21 protein-coding genes are annotated in these 20941 nt (G+C 40.1%); 7 read left to right on the top strand and 14 right to left on the bottom strand.

Annotation, left to right across the window (positions count from 1 at the left end; all coding sequences use genetic code 11):
• Positions 1 to 1579 precede the first annotated feature (1579 nt).
• A complete protein-coding gene (locus MUN87_RS16975) occupies positions 1580 to 1903 on the bottom strand; it encodes a winged helix-turn-helix transcriptional regulator (protein WP_244742014.1) in 324 nt (107 codons plus the stop codon).
• Positions 1904 to 2041: 138 nt separating this feature from the next.
• On the opposite strand from MUN87_RS16975, the gene MUN87_RS16970 reads away from it, so the two are divergent.
• Complete coding sequence (locus tag MUN87_RS16970; RefSeq protein WP_244742011.1) at positions 2042 to 2572, top strand: YceI family protein; 531 nt, start codon at positions 2042 to 2044, stop codon at positions 2570 to 2572.
• Between the two features lie 562 nt (positions 2573 to 3134).
• Here the strand turns inward: MUN87_RS16970 and MUN87_RS16965 are convergent.
• The 4 genes from MUN87_RS16965 to MUN87_RS16950 all read right to left on the bottom strand — a co-directional run bounded on the left by MUN87_RS16965 (position 3135) and on the right by MUN87_RS16950 (position 6302).
• Positions 3135 to 4103: a LacI family DNA-binding transcriptional regulator gene (locus MUN87_RS16965; RefSeq protein ID WP_244742009.1), complete on the bottom strand. Its 969-nt coding sequence runs from the start codon at positions 4101 to 4103 to the stop codon at positions 3135 to 3137.
• Between the two features lie 315 nt (positions 4104 to 4418).
• Positions 4419 to 5174, bottom strand: coding sequence for a DUF817 domain-containing protein (locus MUN87_RS16960; RefSeq protein ID WP_244742007.1), 756 nt, complete (start codon positions 5172 to 5174; stop codon positions 4419 to 4421).
• Positions 5175 to 5176: 2 nt separating this feature from the next.
• Positions 5177 to 5536 carry a nuclear transport factor 2 family protein gene (locus MUN87_RS16955; RefSeq protein ID WP_244742004.1) on the bottom strand — a complete coding sequence of 120 codons (360 nt, stop codon included), beginning with the start codon at positions 5534 to 5536 and terminating at the stop codon, positions 5177 to 5179.
• 91 nt (positions 5537 to 5627) lie between these two features.
• Positions 5628 to 6302, bottom strand: coding sequence for a DUF421 domain-containing protein (locus MUN87_RS16950; RefSeq protein ID WP_244742001.1), 675 nt, complete (start codon positions 6300 to 6302; stop codon positions 5628 to 5630).
• Between the two features lie 134 nt (positions 6303 to 6436).
• Between MUN87_RS16950 and MUN87_RS16945 the strand changes: the two genes are divergently transcribed.
• Positions 6437 to 7990, top strand: coding sequence for a BCCT family transporter (locus MUN87_RS16945; protein ID WP_244741999.1), 1554 nt, complete (start codon positions 6437 to 6439; stop codon positions 7988 to 7990).
• Positions 7991 to 8105: 115 nt separating this feature from the next.
• Here the strand turns inward: MUN87_RS16945 and MUN87_RS16940 are convergent, their stop codons facing one another.
• The 5 genes from MUN87_RS16940 to MUN87_RS16920 all read right to left on the bottom strand — a co-directional run bounded on the left by MUN87_RS16940 (position 8106) and on the right by MUN87_RS16920 (position 14024).
• A complete protein-coding gene (locus MUN87_RS16940; protein ID WP_244741996.1) occupies positions 8106 to 9542 on the bottom strand; it encodes a HAMP domain-containing sensor histidine kinase in 1437 nt (478 codons plus the stop codon).
• Complete coding sequence (locus tag MUN87_RS16935; RefSeq protein WP_244741993.1) at positions 9526 to 10206, bottom strand: response regulator transcription factor; 681 nt, start codon at positions 10204 to 10206, stop codon at positions 9526 to 9528. The genes MUN87_RS16940 and MUN87_RS16935 overlap by 17 nt, the downstream gene beginning before the upstream one ends.
• 134 nt (positions 10207 to 10340) lie before the next feature.
• Complete coding sequence (locus tag MUN87_RS16930; protein ID WP_244741990.1) at positions 10341 to 12566, bottom strand: carbohydrate-binding domain-containing protein; 2226 nt, start codon at positions 12564 to 12566, stop codon at positions 10341 to 10343.
• Between the two features lie 15 nt (positions 12567 to 12581).
• Entirely contained in the window at positions 12582 to 13304 is a 723-nt protein-coding gene (locus MUN87_RS16925; protein WP_244741988.1) for a DUF4956 domain-containing protein, read from the bottom strand.
• Between the two features lie 18 nt (positions 13305 to 13322).
• Positions 13323 to 14024, bottom strand: coding sequence for a polyphosphate polymerase domain-containing protein (locus MUN87_RS16920; RefSeq protein WP_244741985.1), 702 nt, complete (start codon positions 14022 to 14024; stop codon positions 13323 to 13325).
• 298 nt (positions 14025 to 14322) lie between these two features.
• Between MUN87_RS16920 and MUN87_RS16915 the strand changes: the two genes are divergently transcribed.
• Positions 14323 to 14583 carry a CD3324 family protein gene (locus MUN87_RS16915; RefSeq protein WP_244741982.1) on the top strand — a complete coding sequence of 87 codons (261 nt, stop codon included), beginning with the start codon at positions 14323 to 14325 and terminating at the stop codon, positions 14581 to 14583.
• Positions 14584 to 14674: 91 nt separating this feature from the next.
• Complete coding sequence (locus MUN87_RS16910) at positions 14675 to 15316, top strand: FusB/FusC family EF-G-binding protein (RefSeq protein ID WP_244741979.1); 642 nt, start codon at positions 14675 to 14677, stop codon at positions 15314 to 15316.
• Between the two features lie 28 nt (positions 15317 to 15344).
• Here the strand turns inward: MUN87_RS16910 and MUN87_RS16905 are convergent, their stop codons facing one another.
• Positions 15345 to 15998, bottom strand: coding sequence for a reverse transcriptase-like protein (locus MUN87_RS16905; RefSeq protein ID WP_244741977.1), 654 nt, complete (start codon positions 15996 to 15998; stop codon positions 15345 to 15347).
• A gap of 84 nt (positions 15999 to 16082) precedes the next feature.
• Here MUN87_RS16905 and MUN87_RS16900 point away from each other — a divergent pair, with 84 nt between their 5' ends.
• Complete coding sequence (locus MUN87_RS16900) at positions 16083 to 16700, top strand: LysE family transporter (protein WP_244741974.1); 618 nt, start codon at positions 16083 to 16085, stop codon at positions 16698 to 16700.
• A 46-nt stretch (positions 16701 to 16746) separates the two neighbouring features.
• On the top strand, positions 16747 to 18069 hold the full coding sequence (locus tag MUN87_RS16895; protein WP_244741973.1) for an amino acid permease: 1323 nt from the start codon (positions 16747 to 16749) through the stop codon (positions 18067 to 18069).
• Positions 18070 to 18542: 473 nt separating this feature from the next.
• Here MUN87_RS16895 and MUN87_RS16890 read toward each other — a convergent pair whose 3' ends face one another.
• Together MUN87_RS16890 and MUN87_RS16885 are read right to left on the bottom strand one after the other, a co-directional pair.
• Positions 18543 to 19046 (bottom strand): hypothetical protein, encoded by a 504-nt coding sequence (locus MUN87_RS16890; protein ID WP_244741970.1) that lies wholly within the window; start codon positions 19044 to 19046, stop codon positions 18543 to 18545.
• 18 nt (positions 19047 to 19064) lie between these two features.
• Complete coding sequence (locus MUN87_RS16885) at positions 19065 to 19676, bottom strand: hypothetical protein (RefSeq protein ID WP_244741968.1); 612 nt, start codon at positions 19674 to 19676, stop codon at positions 19065 to 19067.
• Positions 19677 to 19848: 172 nt separating this feature from the next.
• On the opposite strand from MUN87_RS16885, the gene MUN87_RS16880 reads away from it, so the two are divergent.
• Positions 19849 to 20370: a cupin domain-containing protein gene (locus MUN87_RS16880; protein ID WP_244741965.1), complete on the top strand. Its 522-nt coding sequence runs from the start codon at positions 19849 to 19851 to the stop codon at positions 20368 to 20370.
• Between the two features lie 80 nt (positions 20371 to 20450).
• On the opposite strand, the gene MUN87_RS16875 is transcribed toward MUN87_RS16880, so the two are convergent.
• Entirely contained in the window at positions 20451 to 20822 is a 372-nt protein-coding gene (locus tag MUN87_RS16875; protein ID WP_244741964.1) for a DoxX family protein, read from the bottom strand.
• Between the last annotated feature and the right edge of the window lie 119 nt (positions 20823 to 20941).

The following is a 20941-nucleotide window of genomic DNA, read 5'->3' as shown; positions in this document are numbered from 1 at the left end:
CCAATCAGCTTCTTATTTATCTCTCGACTCTTGAAGTGAGGGTATTACGGACGGTTAGCGCCGTGATAAAAACTATTAAAAAGATCCGCTCGTTCTTCACTATTTATATATATGATTACCTAACTATTATGTAAAGTAGCACATAGCGGTCATTTTGAAATGATTCATGTGCTACGACACCTTCTACCAGCTACTTTTCGTCCTTTGGAAGTCTATGTGCCGGCCTTGGATGTGCTTCAAGGAGACAAAAACAGACTGGAAACACCTTCATTTGTCTTCTTTCTTTTTAAACGATACAAATCTCTCACGACTGCTTACCACTTTTGGTTCCTTTCTCGCTAAACGATACAAATCTCTCGCGACTGCTTACCACTTTTGGTTCCTTTCTCGTTAAACGATACAAATCTCTCGCGACTGCTTACCACTTTTGGTTCCTTTCTCGTTAAACGATACAAATCTCTCGCGACTGCTTACCACTTTTGGTTCCTTTCTCGTTAAACGATACCAATCTCTCGCGACTGCTTACCACTTTTGGTTCCTTTCTCGTTAAACGATACCAATCTCTCGCGACTGCTTACCACTTTTGGTTCCTTTCTCGTTAAACGATACCAATCTCTCGCGACTGCTTACCACTTTTGGTTCCTTTCTCGTTAAACGATACAAATCTCTCGCGACTGCTTACCACTTTTGGTTCCTTTCTCGTTAAACGATACAAATCTCATTTCATCGCATTCTACTTTTGGCTCCTTTTCTCATCTCGCTAATGAGAGTGAGTATATGTTTTTCTTATACTTGATATATTCTAAATTTTCGCTTCGCTAAGCTGCTTCTTCGTTAAAATCTTTTTGAGGTGTTAAAAAGAAGGCCTGGAGTTTATTAGATTCAGGCTTTTTCTATGAACTGACAGATGATGTTTATCAGGTTCGCTTGAAGATTGCTCTTCTTCATGCGTTAGGCGTTCGCTTGCTACTTCTTTCGTCTGAAGTTTCCTCCTCTTCATGCGTTGGGCGGTCGCTTGCTAATCCTTTCGCCTGAAGTTTTCTCATCTTCATGCGTTGGCCGTTCGCTTGCTGATCCTTTCGCCTGAAGTTCCCTCTTCTTCATGCGTTGAGCGGTCGCTTGCTACTTCTTTCGCCTGAAGTTTTCTCATCTTCATGCGTTGAGCGGTCGCTTACTAATCCTTTCGCCTGAAGTTTTCTCATCTTCATGCGTTGAGCGGTCGCTTGCTAATCCTTTTGCCTGAAGTTCCCTCTTCTTCATGCGTTGAGCGGTCGCTTGCACCCCCCAACACATGAAGTCCACTACTCTTCATGCGTTGAAACCTCGTGTATCACTCTTTTGCTTGAATTTCTCCATCTTCTTGCATTTCAAATCCTTTTGCATCCACTCGCCCACAGGACGCGGGGCATATTTCCGGAGCTTTGCTAAGCAGATATAATATATCAAAATGTACATAAAATCAGTCAGATCCACTTTTCATTATCCATATTACAGGAACCAAACTTCATGCCTCTGTGATCATAAAAAAACTGTGAAGCATCAACTTCACAGTTTTAATAAAGAATATATTGGGAATAATTTATACCAAGGATTGATTATTCATCCATCCGTCTGCCCATGTTTGGATACTTTCGAGAACGGGTTTTAAAGCGTGACCTTTTTCCGTTAAATCATATTCGATCCGGACTGGTGTCTCATTGTACACGTGGCGTATCACAATGCCTTCTTTTTCAAGATCCTTTAAGCGTTCAGAAAGTACACGACCGCTAATACCAATCGCTGATTCGATCGTAGTAAATCGTTGTGCACCTTCTAGTAATTGGAAAATAATTAAACCAGTCCAACGCTTATTTAATATATTCAATGCCGATTCAAACTTTGGGCAAATTGCTTTATCAGCCATGAAACTCACCTCTTTAATAATAGTATAGCAAATTTTATTACAGAAATAAAATTAATTATTTACTTGACGTAATTAAATAATATTTGTATACTTAGTTACATAAAGTAAGTTATTAATTTTTTGGGAGGAATTTTCAAAATGACTAACGTAAACTTAGACAAAGTACACAGTGCTTTAAATTTTGAAGTAAAACATATGATGGTATCTAAAGCAAAAGGAGAATTCCAAAGCTTTGATGTAGATTTCAACGGAAGTTTCGATGACTTAACTAATGCAAGTGTGAAAGCGACAATTGATGTAGCATCAATCGAAACTAACAATGACGACCGTAACGGACACTTAAAATCAGAGGATTTCTTCAATGTGGAACAACATCCACACATTACTTTCGTCAGCAAAAACATCGAAAAAGTTAGCGATGAAGAATACAAAATCACTGGTGACCTAACTATTAAGGGTGTAACAAATCAAGAAACATTCACTGCTACTTACAATGGTAAAGCAAAAGATCCAATGCAAGGTAATACGATCGCAGGTGCGGATGTAGAAGGAAAAATCAACCGTGAAGATTACGGCTTAACTTGGAATGCACCACTTGAAACTGGTGGCGTATTAATTGGTAAAGAAGTTAAATTCTCAGGTGGATTTGAGTTTGTTGTAGAAGAATAAGATATAGCCACAATAAAAGCCGACTCTCACACGAATTTTCGTGCGATGGTCGGCTTTTTCTTATATCATAAAATACGCTGCGACATTTATTTTACCTATTTTTTGGAAGTGTATGAGTAAAGGGAATATTGATGGGACTTTCTTTTCTCCACGGACTCTTATACGTCATATCAGCATTTGTTCCAATGTTTTTCTCGGTTTAAACACTTCTATCGGACAACTCCACCTCGGTTTCAACCTCTTCTGTCCGTTTGAACGCTTCTATCGGACAACTCCTACCCTGCCTCAACCTCCATTGTCCATTTGAACGCTTCTACCGGACAACTCCTACCTTGTTTCAACCTCCATTGTCCGTTTGAACACTTCTACCGGACAACTCCTACCCTGTCTCAACCTCTTTTGTCCGTTTAAACACTTCTACCGGACAACTCCACCTCTGCCTCAACCTCTTTTGTCCGTTTAAACACTTCTACCGGACAATCCCACCTCTGCCTCAACCTCTCCTGTCCGTTTGAACACATCTTGAGCAATCTCCTATACAGAAAACTGCCACATTGTCTCTCTATCTTTTTCCTACCGTATTTCGTTCAATTAATGTAATCGGCAGTTGTTCATGTTGCACTGCGGATGATTGATTGCTTACCTGTTGAAACAGCTTCACTCCCATTGTTGTGTGAGGAATTTCGAAAGTCGTTATTCCCATCATTTTAGCAATTGGCTGATTGTCAAAACCAATAATAGCCAAGTCATCTGGCACCTTAGTTCCTGCATGATTGCATGCGGTCAGAATGCCTGCTGCCACTACATCACTTGTGACCAGCAGTGCATCTGGCTTACTTTTTAAATGACTGATCTGTTCCACAATGGTTTGGCCATCTTCAAAGTAATAATTATTATCAAAAATAAAAGATTGTTGCGGGTGCTGCCCTAAAAAATCTTGGTAAGCCTTGTGGCGGAAATAACTATTTGAACCAGAATTTCTGCCGATACAATAGCCAATTCGCTTATAATTTTTTTGATGCAAATAGTTCAATGCATTATTAAAACTTTGATAATGATCAACAAATACGGAAGCGACATTCTGGTTATCTGCTGCATTTTCACAAACCACAATTTTCCCGTAACGACTATAGGATTCGATAACTGAAAGTTCAATTTGGTGTGAGCAAATGATTAAGCCATCGATCTGTTTGTGCTTCAGCATATCCAACGCTTCTTGTTCCCGATCAAGGTTATACTTTGTCTGAATTAATAAGACATGATACTGGTGCTCTGCAGCTTGATCCGTTATCCCCTCAATCAATAACCCGAAATAGGGATGTTTGGCAAATGGTACCACTACTCCAATTAATTTCGATGAGCCTTGGCTAAGATTAACAGCTGTACGATTCACTTGATAATCTACACTGTTCATTGCCTCTTGGACCGCTTCTCTTTTCTCTTCTGTTACATAGGGGTGATTATTAATAACACGGGAAACGGTGGTCACCGATACGCCTGCCATTTTTGCAATATCACGAATATTTGCCATTGCTTACTCTCACCTTTTTTTAAGATTTTCAAAAAAGTTCTTGCTCTGAAACGCGTTTCATCCCCTACCTTATAGTTAAGGAGGGTGATACCATTGTATATTGCATTAGGCATCGTAGTCTGGATAACAATGTGTAGCCTAATTCTTATTGGTTCTTCTTATGCGGCACGCTTTGAGGACGATTACATGGATCAGGAGCCCGTGGATATGTTGCATATATTGAGCAAATATATACCCGCAACATCTCTGATCAACGTAAGCGAGTGAAGCACAAATAGATTTTTTCTATTTGTGCTTTTCTGAAAAATGATGTGGTTATTCTCTCTTCTCCTTTAAATGCTTCAACATCGCTACAATTAAAAAGCTGACAATGACTAAAAGCAGCCAGGAGCTGATTTTTCCGAAGTGGACAAGCTGCCATTCCACTTCCTGACCCGGATACTGCCAAGCCCCGAAGAAGGTCGCAATATTTTCTGCAATCCAAATAAAGAAACTGATTAATACAAATGCAATCACCATTGGCATGCGATATTGCTTATAATTAACCCGAAAATATACGATCGTTTTAAAAAATAGGAGAATGGTTGCTGCTTTCAGTAACCAGCGAAAATCATAGATGTAATGATGTGTAAAAAAATTGAAATAGATCGCAGCACTCAAGGCAGCTACTGCCCATGTCGGCGGCCATTTCACCAGATTCACATCGAGCCGTCGCCACGCCTGACACAAGTAACTTGCCACACTGGCATACATAAAACCACTATACAATGGTACGCCAAACACCTTAGACCAAGCTTGTTCCGGATAACTCCACGAGCCCATATGTACTTTGTAGATCTCTAATGCTAAGCCAATTAAGTGAAAGACACAGATAACTTTCAGTTCATCCCATGTTTCTAATTTCGTCACAAGCATCAGCACCTGTGTGACAAGACAAATAAGCAGAATAAGATCATATCTCGACATAAAGGAGACATCCATGACCTGCGTAATCGCAAGCGCAGAAAAAATCACCACAGCAAATACGCATGATTTCGCCTGCTCGATACCGAATGTCCATAATTGGCGCATGACTAAATCTCCAATACGTAGCTGATAATTTCTTTTATTTTGCCATCCTTATGCTTGTTTAATTTGTAAATATCACAGAAGCTGTAATGACGCTGGTCACCATTTTTGTCAGTAGAATGAATCAGACCATTTACTGCGGCTTCTTTGCCATGTGTAATCATATGCTCTGTTTCCTGTTCAAAGTCATTGCCATTATTCATTCCTTCCAGTGCCTGAGCGAGCATGTCGATACCTTTAATCGTCTCATTGCCAACCATTCGCCAGACAATATCGTCCGTTACACTGGCAAGAATTTTTTCCGATTCCCCTCTTACTAATGCCTCATTAAATTCGTGAAAAAATTGCTGATTTTTTGTTTCCATTTCCGTGCACACACCTTTTTTGGTATTAGTATACCATATCATGCGGATTTTGCAGAAGATGAAAAAACAGCATCACCGTGTGATGATACTGTTAGTCACAATTATCGACCATTAACCCGTCTGTCTCCGACCATTCTGCATAGTAAATATTAGAAATATCGTCATACCCGTTTTCTTTCAATAAACTTCTGAGCCATTCTTCATCTTTGTCAATCATGTCCAGCGTTCGCTTCTGGATTGCTCCTTCGTCGATCACTAAATGGGTAAGCGATGTTTCTCTTGGCTGAATGTTCATCATCTCAGCAGTCACCGCCTCATCAGATTCCTTTCTCATGACGCTAAGATCTCCACTTGGTTCGAGAATGGCATATTTCACTTCTGTAATAGAAAAAATACCTTGCAATCGAAGCATGGAACGAAGCTGTTCTGATTCAAGTTTGTTTTTCTTTAAATTTTTTATATTTAAAATGCCATCTTTGATGATAATGTTTGGTTCGCCTTTCAAGACAGGACGAAGCCATTCAAAGTGGCGTACAAGTAGTTCCAGGACATAAATAAGAACAGACCAGAGAGCTAGAGAATATAACACTTCCCAGAATGTGACGGTGCTATTGTAAACAGCATTCTCTAACAGTCCCCCAAGTACGAGGAGATAGACGAAATCAACCGGGGTAATCTGTGTTAACTCCTTCTTTCCCATCACTCTCATGACAATGATCAATGCAATGAATCCAATTATTATTTTTGCTGTGATTGTTGTAGCCATAGTTAGTTCCTCTCTATTCGTTATTTATCTCCTTTTCCCTTTTGTAAAAGAAAGAAAACTCTTTGTTTAATAATTAACATACGTGGTATCCCACAATTGTATACTGAAAAAACAGAAACAGGAGAGTGGATGTCATGAAACAACCTTCGAGTTGGAGCGGACGCTTAATTGATTACAAGATTTTTCTTCCCTCCTTACTTATTATTATTGGAATTTGCATTCCTTTCTCATTGTACGAAGCCAAATCTCTCGAACTATTAAATAGTATATTTGATAAAATTGTAGACGTATTCAGCTGGGGCTACATTTGGTACGCCTTGTTTCTTACAATAGCCGGATTATATTTATCCTTTTCTAAATACGGAAAAGTGGTGCTCGGCAATCCGGCTGAAAAACCAAAATTCAATATGTTTGAGTATGCGTCAATATTGATTGCAATGGGCGTTGGCTCTACGATTATGCGGACCGGTATGATTCAGTGGACGCAGGTCGCTTTGGATCCACCATTCGGCGTTTCACCTGAGTCACAGGATGCATTATTGTGGGGAAATGCCTACAGTATGTTCTTATGGGGCTTTCAGGTTTTCGCTATTTTCGTTATGGCCGCACCTGCAATGGCCTATATCATTCATGTTAAAAAAAGACCATTAATGCGTATATCAGAAGCTTGCCGGTGCATTTTTGGGGACAAATTCACGGATGGTATTGGTGGAAAAGTCTTAGACATTTTATTTTTAGTTAGTATATTATCCGGTGCAGCTGTAACGCTTGGTCTCGGTACCCCCATTATTACGTACAATGTATCAGCATTACTGGATATGGAAGTTACGTTCGGTCTGACGATGATTGTGACGATCATCTGGGTGTTACTTTTCTCTGTCAGTGCCTACTTAGGAATTGAAAAAGGGATTAAGCGACTCAGTACGTTTAATATGTATTTAGCAGCAGGTCTGGGCGTATTTATATTGATCGCAGGACCAGGTATTTTTATTTTAGACTATTTCACAGATTCAGTTGGTCATTTAATGCAGAATTATTTACAATTATCATTTTATACAGATTCGTTGAACACCGGATCCACTACACATGTGCAGAGTCATATGGTATTCTGGTTTGCCTACAGTGCGACATGGGCGATGCTTCACAGTATATTTGCCGCCAAAATATCTAAAGGACGTACCGTGAAAGAAATGATTCTTACCTATCTATTGGCACCAACGATGCTATCATGGATAGCGACTGGCATTCTTGGCGGACTTGGCGTCGACCGTTATCTAAGTGGCGACGTAAAAGTGCTTGATATGGTGCAAAATCAAGAATCGATGACTGTTATCCCGGAAATTCTGATGACCTTACCTTGGGGAAGCATTGCGATTATTGCATTCGTGATCGTATCGATGATTTTCTTAACAACGACATTAGATTCTACTACTTATACGATCGCAGCATACACAAGTAAACGAGATATGAGTAAAATGGAGCCATCGCGAAACTTACGCATTATCGTAGCTGCCATTATTACCACCGTTGCCTTGATTTTAATGCAAATCGGCGGACTTGCTCCTCTTGAAGTAGTATCCGATTTAATGGGATTACCCATCATCATCATTCAATTTTTAACGATTTATGCAGCGAAGAAAATGATGGATCAAGATAAAGCTTGGATTCATAATGTTAGAGAAAAATAACGAGCGGGGCTTTGAAGCAGCCTAGCTCGTTATTTCTTTTATATGACGTTTCCATTTTTCCTCGTTCATAAGCATTGCAATCCGCTGTATCAAACTTAAAACCGCTAGCAGCTGTTTAGTTACTAGCGGTCTGGTCTGATATAGGTAGTACAATACGGAATGCTGTTCCTGTTTCAGAGCTTTTAACTAAAAGCAAATCTCCATTTAATACGTTGGCAATCATTTTGCTGAAAGGTAAGCCTAATCCCAGTCCACCGACTTTATATTTTTTGTTGGTGCCACGATAGAAACGTTCGAAAATATAAGGCTGCTCTTCAGGTGGAATTCCCTCTCCACTATCCACTACATTAATGGCAACTTGATCGTTTTGTTGATGGAGCTTAATGAGAATAGTACCCTTTTCATTCATTGCCTGTGCGGCGTTATTTAATAGATTGGTCAGAATTTGCTGAATTCTAACAGGATCCACTTCCACTGTACAATCTTCCTCCAACAGCACCGTTTCAACAGACAATTCTATTGGTTGTGTTTTGGCCCAAAGATTGATCGATTCCTGCACTAAATCATTAATTAAATACGTATCCAATGTTACCGGTACTGCATTGGCAGCAAATTTATTAAATGCCAGCAAATCTTCCACCATTGTTTTCATTTTTTCTGTTTCTTTTATCGACATTCTCAAAAATTCTTTGGATTCCTGCTCATCTACTACACCATCATCAATTGCCCGCAGTAAACCACTTATGGAAGTAACCGGTGTTTTTAATTCATGCGAAACGCCGGCTAATAATTCTGTACGCAGTGCTTCTAAATGCTCCAGCTTCTGGGTCATTTCCTGGAATGATTGAATCAGGTCAGCAATTTCTTCCTCTTTCGCCTGATTAGAAAAATGGACTTGATAATTGCCTTTTTCAACCTGTTTGGCAGCTTTTGCTACTTCCTTGATTGGTTTAGATAATCTGCCTGACAAGAAGTAGATAGCCCCCCAGCCTAACAATAATAAGCTGATAATCATAATCGATAATTGACCGTACTCCTGATTTACTTGTGACAGGTTTGCTTTAGTCTCCACATAGATAACCCAGCCAATCTGTGATTCATCTGTCTCAATTGGTTTCTTCACAATATACACATCGCCTAGATCTTCACTATCTGGAGATATCAGTTGAATCGTTTCTTCATCCTCAATAATAGACTGACTAATCGTCTGACCGTTGGAGCTTGGTGGTAAATTGCTGTTTTCGATCACACCATCATTATCTGTTACATATATAGTCGGATTACTCTCCATGTTCATAAACCGACCAGGATCATCAAGCAGGCGGTGCATTTCAAATTCCGGAGGCAATGTGCCATTATCGCTCATATTTGCAATTCGGCTAGCTGTTTCTTCAGCCATGAATTCCATAATATTTAGCCGGTTATCTAATGTCGTATGACGAATCCACATCGCTGAAATAATGGCAATCACAGCGAGACCAATCACAAGTGTGAACAGATATCTTGTTGTCCAGTAACGTTGAAGTGATACTTTCTTATGTTTGGTAAACACTGAATTGATAACCTACCCCTCTTAATGTTTTGATTTCGCCTTCTGCTGTTGACCAATCCTGTAACAATTTCCGAATTCGTTTGATCGACAAATCAACAGCCCGATCGCTGCCTTCATAATCCCATCCCCACACTCGTTCAATCAATTGGTCTCGCGTAAAGGTTTTGTTCGGATTTTCAGATAAAAACAGAAGTAGGGCAAGATCACGTGGTGTCAACTCTACTTCTTTGTCATGAAGTAAAATTCGGTGTGCTTCATGATCAATATGCAAATGGCCGAATTTTCTAATTGAAGATTCCTCGCTGTCTGTCCGTCGTAATACAGCTCTCACTCTGGCAATGACTTCATCGCCGATAAATGGTTTGGCTATATAATCATCAGCCCCTCCATTCAGACCATCTAACCGGTAATTGACATCACCAAGTGCTGTTAGCATGATCACTGGGCATTTGCTATCTTCCCTGATTTCATTTAGTAGTTGCCAGCCATCCTTACCAGGAAGCATCACATCGAGAAGGACTAAATCAGGACTCCAGCTATTAAATGCATCCATCGCCTCTGAGCCATCCATTACTATTTTTGTTTGAAAATCGACCTTCTGCAAATAAGCATTGAGCACTTTGCTTATCGCTAGTTCGTCTTCGACAATTAGAATTTTACTCATGCGTACTCAACTCCGCTTTTTTTCTAGATCTTTCCTTTATCATATCACATTCCATCTATCTGTTTGTAAAAAGAAAGGAGAGCTACCCCACCCGTAGTGAGATAGCTCTGACAGATGGGAACTCTCTTAGCATGTTATTGCGTTGCTTCACTCTGTTCCTGCTGCTGTTGTGTTCCGTTCTGATTTTGTCCCCATCCTTGACCTTGTCCCTGGCCGCCACCGCCACCAGGACCAAACATTTCACCAGTCTGTTCTGTTTCACCAGATTCATTTAAATACATCATCGCACTGTTTAAGGTGAATTCAACGATTTTGGTTCCACCTTCTGCAGTTGCATCATCCACATATCCATCTGTTGCGTCACCTGTTATCTCCCCACCGGTATTAATGGTATACGTTTCATCCTGCTTGAGGTCTGGTGAGCTGATCACTACGGTTTGGAATTGTTTTTCAGGAGTAACCGCTGTGACAACATCTCCGTTACTGTCTGTTACATATACGGTTGTATTTGCCTCCAGCATTTCTGGGAATGTCATCAAGATGCTGTTCTGTGCCGAATCTTCTGACACGCCTTGAGCCATACCACTGCTTCCTGCTGCAATAAGTGTTCCGCCTTCTACTGTAAAGGCAGAGTTATAATCTAATGCACCATTACCAGAATTCGTTGGACCGTATACAAGTACAGTACCACCTGTCATTTTTGCAGAGGTATTGGAATCAAGACCATCTCCATCTGCATTGACGTAAATGTAGCCACCTTCAATCAGTAACTGTCCTTCCTCTTCTGTTTCTGTTGTCGTCTCATCTGTTTGCTCGGAATCTGTAGTCTGCTCTGTAGTTTGACCTTGATTTGCACCAAACATACCCATTTCATCTGTTCCACCATTTACATTAAAGCCATCATCTGCTGTCGTCAGACGAATGGTACCATCTGTTATGGTAATGTCCTGTGATTCAATACCTTCATAACTCTTGTCAACTTGGACATTCCCACCATTAATAGCTAACGATTCATCAGCATGCACTGCATCATCACCTGTATTGATGGTGATATCTCCATTTGTAATGGTTAACTCTTTATCACTGTGAAGAGCATCATCATTCGAATCAATCGAAATCGTACCACCAGCAATCGTTACGCTATTAACGGCTTTAATCCCTTTTGTACTTGGTGTATCTTCTTCTGTTTCTGCGCTTTCTGTGCTTTCCGCATTGGTTCCCTGCTGTTGCTCGTTCGTCTGAGCTTGTTCCTGCGATGATTGCTGTGTGTCTCCACTTTGTTGAGTTTCTGTAGTCGTTCCTTGATCAGGTGGTGTCATTTGTCCGCCATCAGATGGTGCTTGTCCTTCTTCAAACTGTGGCATTTCACCTTCCTCGAAACCTTCCGGAGGTGCTGGTCTTTCTCCTGAAGAGTCTTCACCATTAGGCATTTGACCTTGCATGCCGCCTTGGCCGCCCATTCCACCGCCGAATTCTTGTGTTGCTTCAATCGTTTCTGGACTTCCTCCACCTGCGACGATGTTGTACTCACCATCTAATACAGTGACAGTATTCTCAGAAGCAATACCATCTCCTTCTGCATCAACCGTTAATGTGCCACTTTCTAATACGATGTTTGCTTTATCTGCATCTTCATCATTCGATGACTTCACACCATCACCGCCGGCATCCACTGTAATCGATGCATCCTTCATAGCGAAGAGATCCCGGCCGACAATACCGTCATCTGTAGCTGTAATGGCGATCGTTGCTCCAATTATTTTCAAATCATCATTTCCAGTGATACCATCATTAAAGTTAGCCTTTACCGTTAGCTGACCTGAACCATTAATTGTTAGATCATCCTTACTGTAAATCGCTGCTTTCGGCTCATCTGAATCTTCATCCTCATACACATATTCAGAGGCATCTGTCAGTGTGTTCTCTGTCCCTTTCTCAACAGAAACCACTGTCTTATCTGCTTGTTTTACAAAAATAGGTGCCGATGTTGTCGATGTTAAGGAAACACCGTTTAAAATAATTCTTACAGTCCCTTGATCCTCTGCATCCACGATTACCTGACTGTCACTAGCATCTCCTTCTAATACATAGGTTCCGCTAGTATGGATGGTTACGGTGTTGTCATTCACCACAACACCGCTATTCTCATCATCCACAGATGCAGTCTGATCACTGAATGCAATGAATGTAGCATCTGACTCAGACCACTCTGTATATGCATCCTCTGTATCATAATCAACCGTTGTCTCGGCCGATTCCACAATCTCCGTCTTATTCGATTCGTTACTGCATCCAGCAATAACGAATACGAATATCAGGATTAATGGAAATACAATTTTTCTTCTTCTATTGATGCCCATACTTATCCTCCTTCTTTATGCTGTGAAATTGCCATCATAGCTTAGCATTACAGCTGAACGAACTCCATTTATCTCAGAAATACTGGACGTAATCTCTGAATCATTTTCTTTCACACGAATTTCATAGGTCACTTCTACATCATTGTCTTGCATAACAGATTTAGATTTAAGCACATATTTCTTCACATGACTGCCAATCACTTGCTCTACTGTTTTACCTACTGTGTTCTGGTTGAACTTTACTACTAGTAAATATGGATTTTCTACTTTGATTTTATTTGAGAATAGTGCGATAACCACACCAATCAATACAGATCCAATCACTGCTAACAAAATGAATCCAGCGCCGCTTAAGATACCGGCAATAACGGACCAGAATAAAAACACTAAATCCATCGGGTCTTTAATCGGCGTACGGAAACGAACGATTGACAATGCACCAACCATACCTAGTGATAACAATACGTTCTGGCTGATTCCCATGATGACCAGAGAAGTCGCCATTGTCATGACTACTAATGAAATGTTGAATGAGTGCGAATAAATGACACCCTTGAACGTTTTCTTATAGACAAAGTATATGAACAATCCGACTAGGAAGGAAATCCCCATTCCCAGTAATAAATCGACGATCGAAAAAGATGCCGTGTTTTCTAAGAAACTTGATTTAAATATATCGGAAAAATTCGTTGTTGTTGATGTAGTTGCTGATGTTGCTGTTGCTGTTGTAAAAATCATGTTTTTCTCTCCTATTCTTTAGCCATACATTCTGCTTAATTGATATTTGGAATATGCTTCTTGTCTTGTATCTGACAACTGAAGCAAATGTTTAATAACATCAGGTAAATATTCATCATATTTCACCTCTAAAATGACTGTATCAGGTTCTAATACATCGACCATTGGTAAATCTGTGCGAAACATGTTGGTGTTATGCATGCTTGTCTGCACCTTCAAATCAAATGTTACACGCACATTTCCATAGGAATAAATATAAGGTTCCCTGATATAGTCGACCACAGACTTTGGTTTCAACTGTCGATAGTGCATTTCGAAATATAAGTCCCGGATTAATGGTCTTGCATCTTCTTCCATCCAGGCAATTTCACCTTTACGCATTTTTTCATATTCTTGTTTGCTAATTTCACATTTTGATTTATACGTAAGATTGTTTCTCTTACTCTTTCTTTCTAGATTGACAATATGATCGTTTTTGCCATAAATTCTGACGCGGTATTTATCTCGATTCAAATAACCTTCTTTTTTCTCATTTAATACTTTATTATCAAAATTATCGAAATAAGTGGAACGAATCATATATTTTCCGTCTGCCCCTGCATTCGGATCTCTTCTCATAAAGTGTGTCAGTTTAGCTCTTAACACTTGGTATTCTGCTACCGATATAGCGTGCTTTAATTCTTGCCTGCCCATCGGATTAAATGATGTATGAATTGGCATATTGCCGCCCTCCTTCCTGGTACATGTATCATCTTACACGGCGAATATGTCAGCTAGATGTCAAGTAAATGTTTTGTAAATATTTTTTTGAGAAAGGGACGCAAATTAGCTTCCAGTCGGGTATAATGATCATGAGTGGAGGTGTTACGAAATGGCAATGACAATCATATTGCCTGGATTCCTGCCAACCCATGCAAAGCTGGAGAATTAAGGCGATATTTTGTATGGGTAAGGTTCTATCGCCTTACTTACGCCAGTTTTGCCCTTAGCGACATTATATCTAAGGAGCTGGCCGACAATGAGAACAAAAGCGCAGGAACTGTTACCTGATGAATTATTACAAGCAATACAGGTGTATGTTCAAGGAGAAACTTTATATATTCCTAAGAAAGATCAGCGACATAAATGGGGATCACGTTCAGGAAACCGTGCCTATTATGAACAGCGAAATAAACAAATTCGAGCGGACTTTACACAAGGAAAATCCTTGCTACATTTATCGGAAAACTATTGCTTATCAGTAGAAACCATTAAAAAAATTGTATATAAGAGAATGTGAGCGATATGGCAAGAATGAGTGTACATCATTCTTGCCATATTTTTTTGCTTCCTTTTTGTTATACTATTACTTGTTGAAGGAGGAATTGACTTTGGAAAGTTTTCTATATCCAGATCAATATCATCATATTGAACAACAACTCTATCGATCTGTCTCTGCTCAAGCAAACTCAATTGATCAAGGTGTGATTCAGGCTGTTCAGGAGTTGGCGCAAGAAGAAATAGAGCGCACGGTTCGATTGGCGTCACCAGAACAAAAACAACTTCTCGCAAACTTATCTGCTATTCAAGACCAAGAAGATATGCGACGTTTTTTACAGCAATTAAAGCAATATGTAATTCCATTTCCCATTGTTAGTGACAAGCAACTGGAAAAAGCCTTCCCTAAAATAAAGAAACTGCACACACCAGCTATCGATGAGCTTGATCGTAAAGAAATGGTATATTGGCGTTGGGTAGACAAAGGATCAGGAAAGACTTGCATACTGATACCAAAGAAGGAAGGGAAATTTACTGGTATTGAAGGATATCAGGAATTATCACAACAAAAAGGGGTTTGTTCGATTTGCAACGGCCTTGAGGAAGTATCCCTATTTACCGTCAAGAAAAAAGGACAAATGCGTGGAATGTATTCTAAAAAAGGAAATTATATTTGTAAGAACCCTGAAATTTGTAACAAAAATCTAACGAATATAGATTCTTTATATGCATTTGTGGACACATTAAACGCTTGAATCCTACTGATTCAAGCGTTGTTGTCTGTTACACTTCGATTGTACTATTGGTCTCGACTCCATCTAATGCCTTAGCAGCTAACTTATGCGCTTCATTATTCGCTTTTCGAGGAATGCTTTGATACACGGGATCGATCCCCATTTGCTCAAGCTTCTGCTCAATTTTGTCCGCCCAGCGATTCAATGTTTCTTCCATACACGGCCATTCACCTGCCAGCTGATGGATAACTACCTTTGAATCTCCTTTAAATGTCACTGGCAAATCGTGTACGCCTAATTCCTCCAGCAGTTCCAGACATTGATACAAGGAGGCATATTCAGCTTCATTGTTTGTATTGATTTCCTCCAGGTACTTGCTGAAACGATAGCGATACGCCTTGCCATTCTGATGATAGTAGACAACACAACCTAATCCAGCTTTATACTGAGCCAGTTCAAATCCTCCATCAAAGAAGACCGTAATATCATGAGGTTCTGTTGCAATTTCTTCTGTATAGGCCCGTAATTCTTTCTCACTCCAGCGATTTCCACGGTAATCAACAAACACAAGCGACTCTACTCGTTGCCATCTCTCCATATCTGCCGCAATCATTAACGCATCTTTTGCATGAAGCTGTTCCGAATAAAAGTTTGTTTTCGTACCTTTTGGTGTCTTATATGTCCATTCCATTGTTACTTGCATCGATTATCTCTCCTTCTTATTCATATCTGGGTTCATACTCCAATAAAATAGTACAAGCTATTCTTCATATTAGGAGTGAACATTGTGACCCTTTTTCTAAGTTATATATTATTAGGTGTATCCTTAGCAGCCCCGATTGGTCCAGTTAATGCGGCACAGTTTAATCAAGGGATTAAAAATGGATTTCTGCATGCCTGGATATTAGGAATCGGATCTATTCTAGCCGAATTATGCTTCATTATTGCCATTTATTTCGGTATGGTTCATTTACTCGAAACACCATTTGCGAAAACATTTCTTTGGTTATTTGGCTCGTTTGTTCTATTATACACCGGGATCGAGAGTATCATGTCCTCTCATAAATTAGATGGACAAGCAGAAAGACATTCTTTGCGCAAAACATTCACCACAGGTTTTCTCTTATCCATTAGTAATCCTTTATCGATCTTATTCTGGCTCGGTATATACGGTTCAGTACTTGCCGATACAATGGAAAAATATCAGACAGAACAAATAGTGTGGTACAGCACAGCTATTGTCATTGGTATTATGTCATGGGACCTTCTAATGGCGATTGTCTCAAGCGGTTCACGTAGAGTGCTGCCCCAGCGAACGTTGACCCTTATTTCCATTGTAACAGGGTTATCCCTAATTGGATTCGGCATTTATTTTGGTTATCAAGCGCTCATCGTTATATTTTAAGCCATCTTACCTCATACTAATCATATTTAGTTAAGGGGTATGCAAAATGGAGAACGCAACAAATCAGATTACATGGTGGCAACTAGTATTAACTGGACTTGGCTGTACGATAGGAACTGGCTTCTTTCTTGGATCAGGAATCGGACTTCAATTAACAGGACCATCGATTGTCTTCTCTTTTCTTATCGCCACAGCCTGTACTTATATCGTCTTTCATTGCTTAGCATCGATGTCGGCAAGAGACCCACAGGCCGGATCTTTCTGTTATTATGCGGAAAAAGCCTTCGGAAAATGGGCTGGCTTCAGTTGTGGCTGGAATTATTGGATATCCAGTATTTTGATAATGGGCAGTCAATTGATCGGACTAGCGCTATTAACGAAAGAATGGTTCCCAAAGATAGAGTTATGGATATTTGCTGCCGGCTATGCTGCATTAGCTATCGCTGTTATTCTTCTTGGGACGAGAGGTTTTGATCGCATCGAGGACATACTGGCAGTAATAAAAACCGCTGCAATCGTAATCTTTATTATTTTTGCTATCTTCGTAGTAGCCGGTGGACTTTCGCAGGACAGTTCGACTATTGCTGTCCCTGCTGAGAATTGGTTTTCCAATGGCATGATTGGTTTCTGGAGCTCTTTGATCTATGCGCTCTATGCCTTTGGCGGAATCGAAGTGATTGGCTTAATGACAATCCGTTTAAAGAAGCAAGATGATGCTCCCAAAACAGGACAAGTGATGCTTGGTATTCTTGCTATTCTTTATCCACTATCACTTTTGCTTGCTGTCTGGCTCCTTCCCATCAGTCAGTTCCGAATCGATGAGAGCCCCTTCGTTACTGTATTATCAGCGTATACTTGGCCTGTTTTTGCTACGCTTTTTAACGGAGCAATCATTATAGCAGGCTTCTCAACATTGACAGCTGCTTTATTCGGTGTGGTTACGTTGTTAGTAACCATGGCAGAGGATAATGATGCACCACGATTTTTTGCCAAAAAAGCCAAAGCATTCAAACAGCTGCCGCTTCCTTCCTTATTACTAGCTTCCGTCGGTTTGGCAGCATCGGTCATTACTGCACTATTGCTCCCTGATCGTATTTATGAATACATGACCACTGCAGCTGGCATCATGCTGTTAGGGAATTGGACGTTTATTATTCTGTCTGCCTGGCGCCTGATACCGAAAACAAACATAATCAAAAAAAGTATGTATCTTGCTGGCCTTCTATTAATAGGTGTAGCCGTTACTGGCACACTACTTGACGAATCAATCCGCCCTGGTTTTTGGATCAGCCTATTGTTCAGCGCCCTGATCGGAATCACGACTGTCTTTGTTAAGAGAAGATGGAATAAACAAGAAAACCGGGCATAAACCTGCCTGGCCTTAACTAATACAACTAGCTATAATATGGATTTTGTCAACTAGCTGTTTATTTATCATTTTGAAATGTTTCATGCGTTGGAATACCTTCTACAAATCTCTTTGCGTCATGTGGGGAACGGCTTACCAAAGGCGCTGATAAAATCATTGTCCGTCCTGCACCATTAATAACAGAAGGATAACGAAACTTGGTACTCCCGATGAATTATCAAGTAACTACGGTAGATGAAACACTGATACGATCCCGATTGAGCTCCTCTATCGGACATTTGAACGCTTCTCGACATCCGTTTTGGCCGTTTGAGCCCTTCTATCGGACATTCGAACGCTTCTCGACATCCGTTTTGGCCGTTTGAGCCCTTCTATTGGACATTCGAACGCTTCTCGACATCCGTTTTGGCCGTTTGAGCCCTTCTACCGGTCATTCGAACGCTTCTCGACATCCGTTTTGTCCTTGTATACACTTAAAATTGATAGCCAAACAACGCAATCTCTTTGGCAAATTGTTTCTCAATGAGAACTCTCTGTTCAGCAGTGTAATAGGCTCGATAAGGTCGTTTGTCTTTCCTGTAATCACTTTTGGCATTAGGCAGCCATCCATCAAATGGTAGACCAATTGTGTCACATATTTCAGCTAAATCCTCTTGTAAATGCTCAAATCGGCCAACTTTGTCGACACATACTTGATCATTAATTGTATAGATCCGATCAAAACAGAACGTATAATAATCCTTCCATATTTCCTCTCCAACGAACTTTTTTATCTGCTGCGCTCGCATATGGTTATATAATTTATGGTAATGTTGTGGCTGCTTGCCGAGTTTTTTTCTTATTTTCTCATCTTTCGGACTGATCGGTGTGATGATGTCCTGGTCACCACAATATCTCGACAGTGATATTTCGATGCTCGTACCGGCTGTTTTTCTTGTCTTAATAAAAATAAATTTATGCTTATGTGAAATGATCATAATGGTTCAGCAGCTCCTTTATCGCCTGTTGAAAGATAGACGGTATTCATATAAATGACAGAATGCTCGCAGTTCTTCCCGTAAGGCGGGATTACAATGCTCGATAATGGCATCTAAACTCAATTCATTATGTTTGCGTGTATTCACTTTCCCTAGTTTAGCTATTGTTGCTGTCTCTGGATCTACGAATCTTCTTAAAAAGGCATGCAGTTTCACTTCCGGATCGCGATCAATTCGAAGTTTCAGATGAGGACGCTGCTTTTCAATCAGACGATACCATTCCAATACACTTTTAACAGCTACTTCTATATTATTTAATCCATCGACATTCACATATTTCTTCCGGAAATTAAGACTGTAAGGTGACAAATTCTCTGTATAATAAACGCTGCTAATCATATCTACCGGATTTCGCACACACATAATAATATAATCAAAATCGAAATCGGGTCTCCGGATTTTCGGATCAATAAACACTTGATAATCATCAACAGCAAGCATCCAGCTGCTGATACCATCAGCTCCCATTGATTCATGACCAATATCATACCCGAATTGTCGTAATAATTTTGCAGTGAACCCTGTTCCACTGCGAGGATGTCCTAACACTAGAAATTTTTTCTTTTCCATCCCATCCCACCCCTTCTATGTTCAATATACTTAAAAAGAGAGCTCTATTTTGCTTCCGCACACTTTATACCTAGCGTATTCGATTTACCTATAGGTGTGTGTACAGGAGTGGAGAAAAGGAAGAACAATTTCTGGGCATTCGCATAATTTATACGGAAAGGTGGGAAAAAACATGCATGATCAACAAAAAGCATTACAATTTACGTTTGATGTCAATGATAGTCCTTTTTTTGTCCAAGATAATCAGAACTACATTAACATTGTCGGTCAGAAGCAAATGAACACTTTAAAAAATTTATCCTTATTAGATATTTTCTTAAGCAATCAGCATATTGTAGAACCACATTATCATCAAAATGCTTCTGAATTGGTCTATTGCATCAGCGGCTCTGCACTGGTAGCAATATTGAATCCAGATACAAAGCAACTAATGCAATTCCAAATAACGCCAGGCCAGGTGGCTAATGTCCCTCAAGGCTGGTGGCATTACGAAATAGCACTGACAGATCACACTCATTTATTAGCAATCTTTGATGCCCCTAATCCAGAAGTTATTCTTGGATCAGACCTGTTACGTTTAACTCCACCAGAAGTGATGGCATACACGTACGGTTTGAATCAGCAATTATGGCAGCAAGCTGTTGCACCAATTCAGTCATCTACTTATATCGGACCTGTACAACATCGGTATTAGCATACTTATATAATGATAAAAAAATCCTGCCTTCCATTTCGTTGGAGAAGGCAGGATTTTTTATTAACAGTTGCGGAGTATCACTTTGCTCTCCTCCCCAACGTTAACGCGCCAATAATCAAAGGAATTTGCAGCGGCAGTCGCAACCATAAGACCCATGGATTTGCCTTTTCCCCCGGGCGAAATGATATTTTCTTCACCGCCATGTACACATTTGCTGGAAAGACAGCCACCATAAACAAGGCTAACAGTTTGCTTGTAATTTGCTGGCCTTTTTTCACCCAGAGCAAGATAGCAAAGATTATTTCAAAAACACCTGTTATTAAAACGATCGCTCGCCTGAAGGGAAGTATTTTTGGAACAATCCGGCGGAAGCCGCGCTCACGAACAAAATGCAAGACACCTGCTACAAACAGGAAGAACGAATAGATAGATCGAAAGAATAATTTCATATGTATGCCACCTTTTCTATATTGATTACTGATCATTTTCTGATAGTATTCTAACATTAAAAACAGCAGCATATAAAGTGAGACTTTGATCAGTGGGGGTTTTTGACCCCCACTGTTAC

This window comes from Gracilibacillus salinarum, from assembly GCF_022919575.1.
Taxonomy (GTDB): Bacteria; Bacillota; Bacilli; order Bacillales; family Amphibacillaceae; genus Gracilibacillus; species Gracilibacillus salinarum.
The sequence above is the reverse complement of the archived record's forward strand: the minus strand, read 5'-3'. Positions and strand labels throughout refer to the sequence as shown.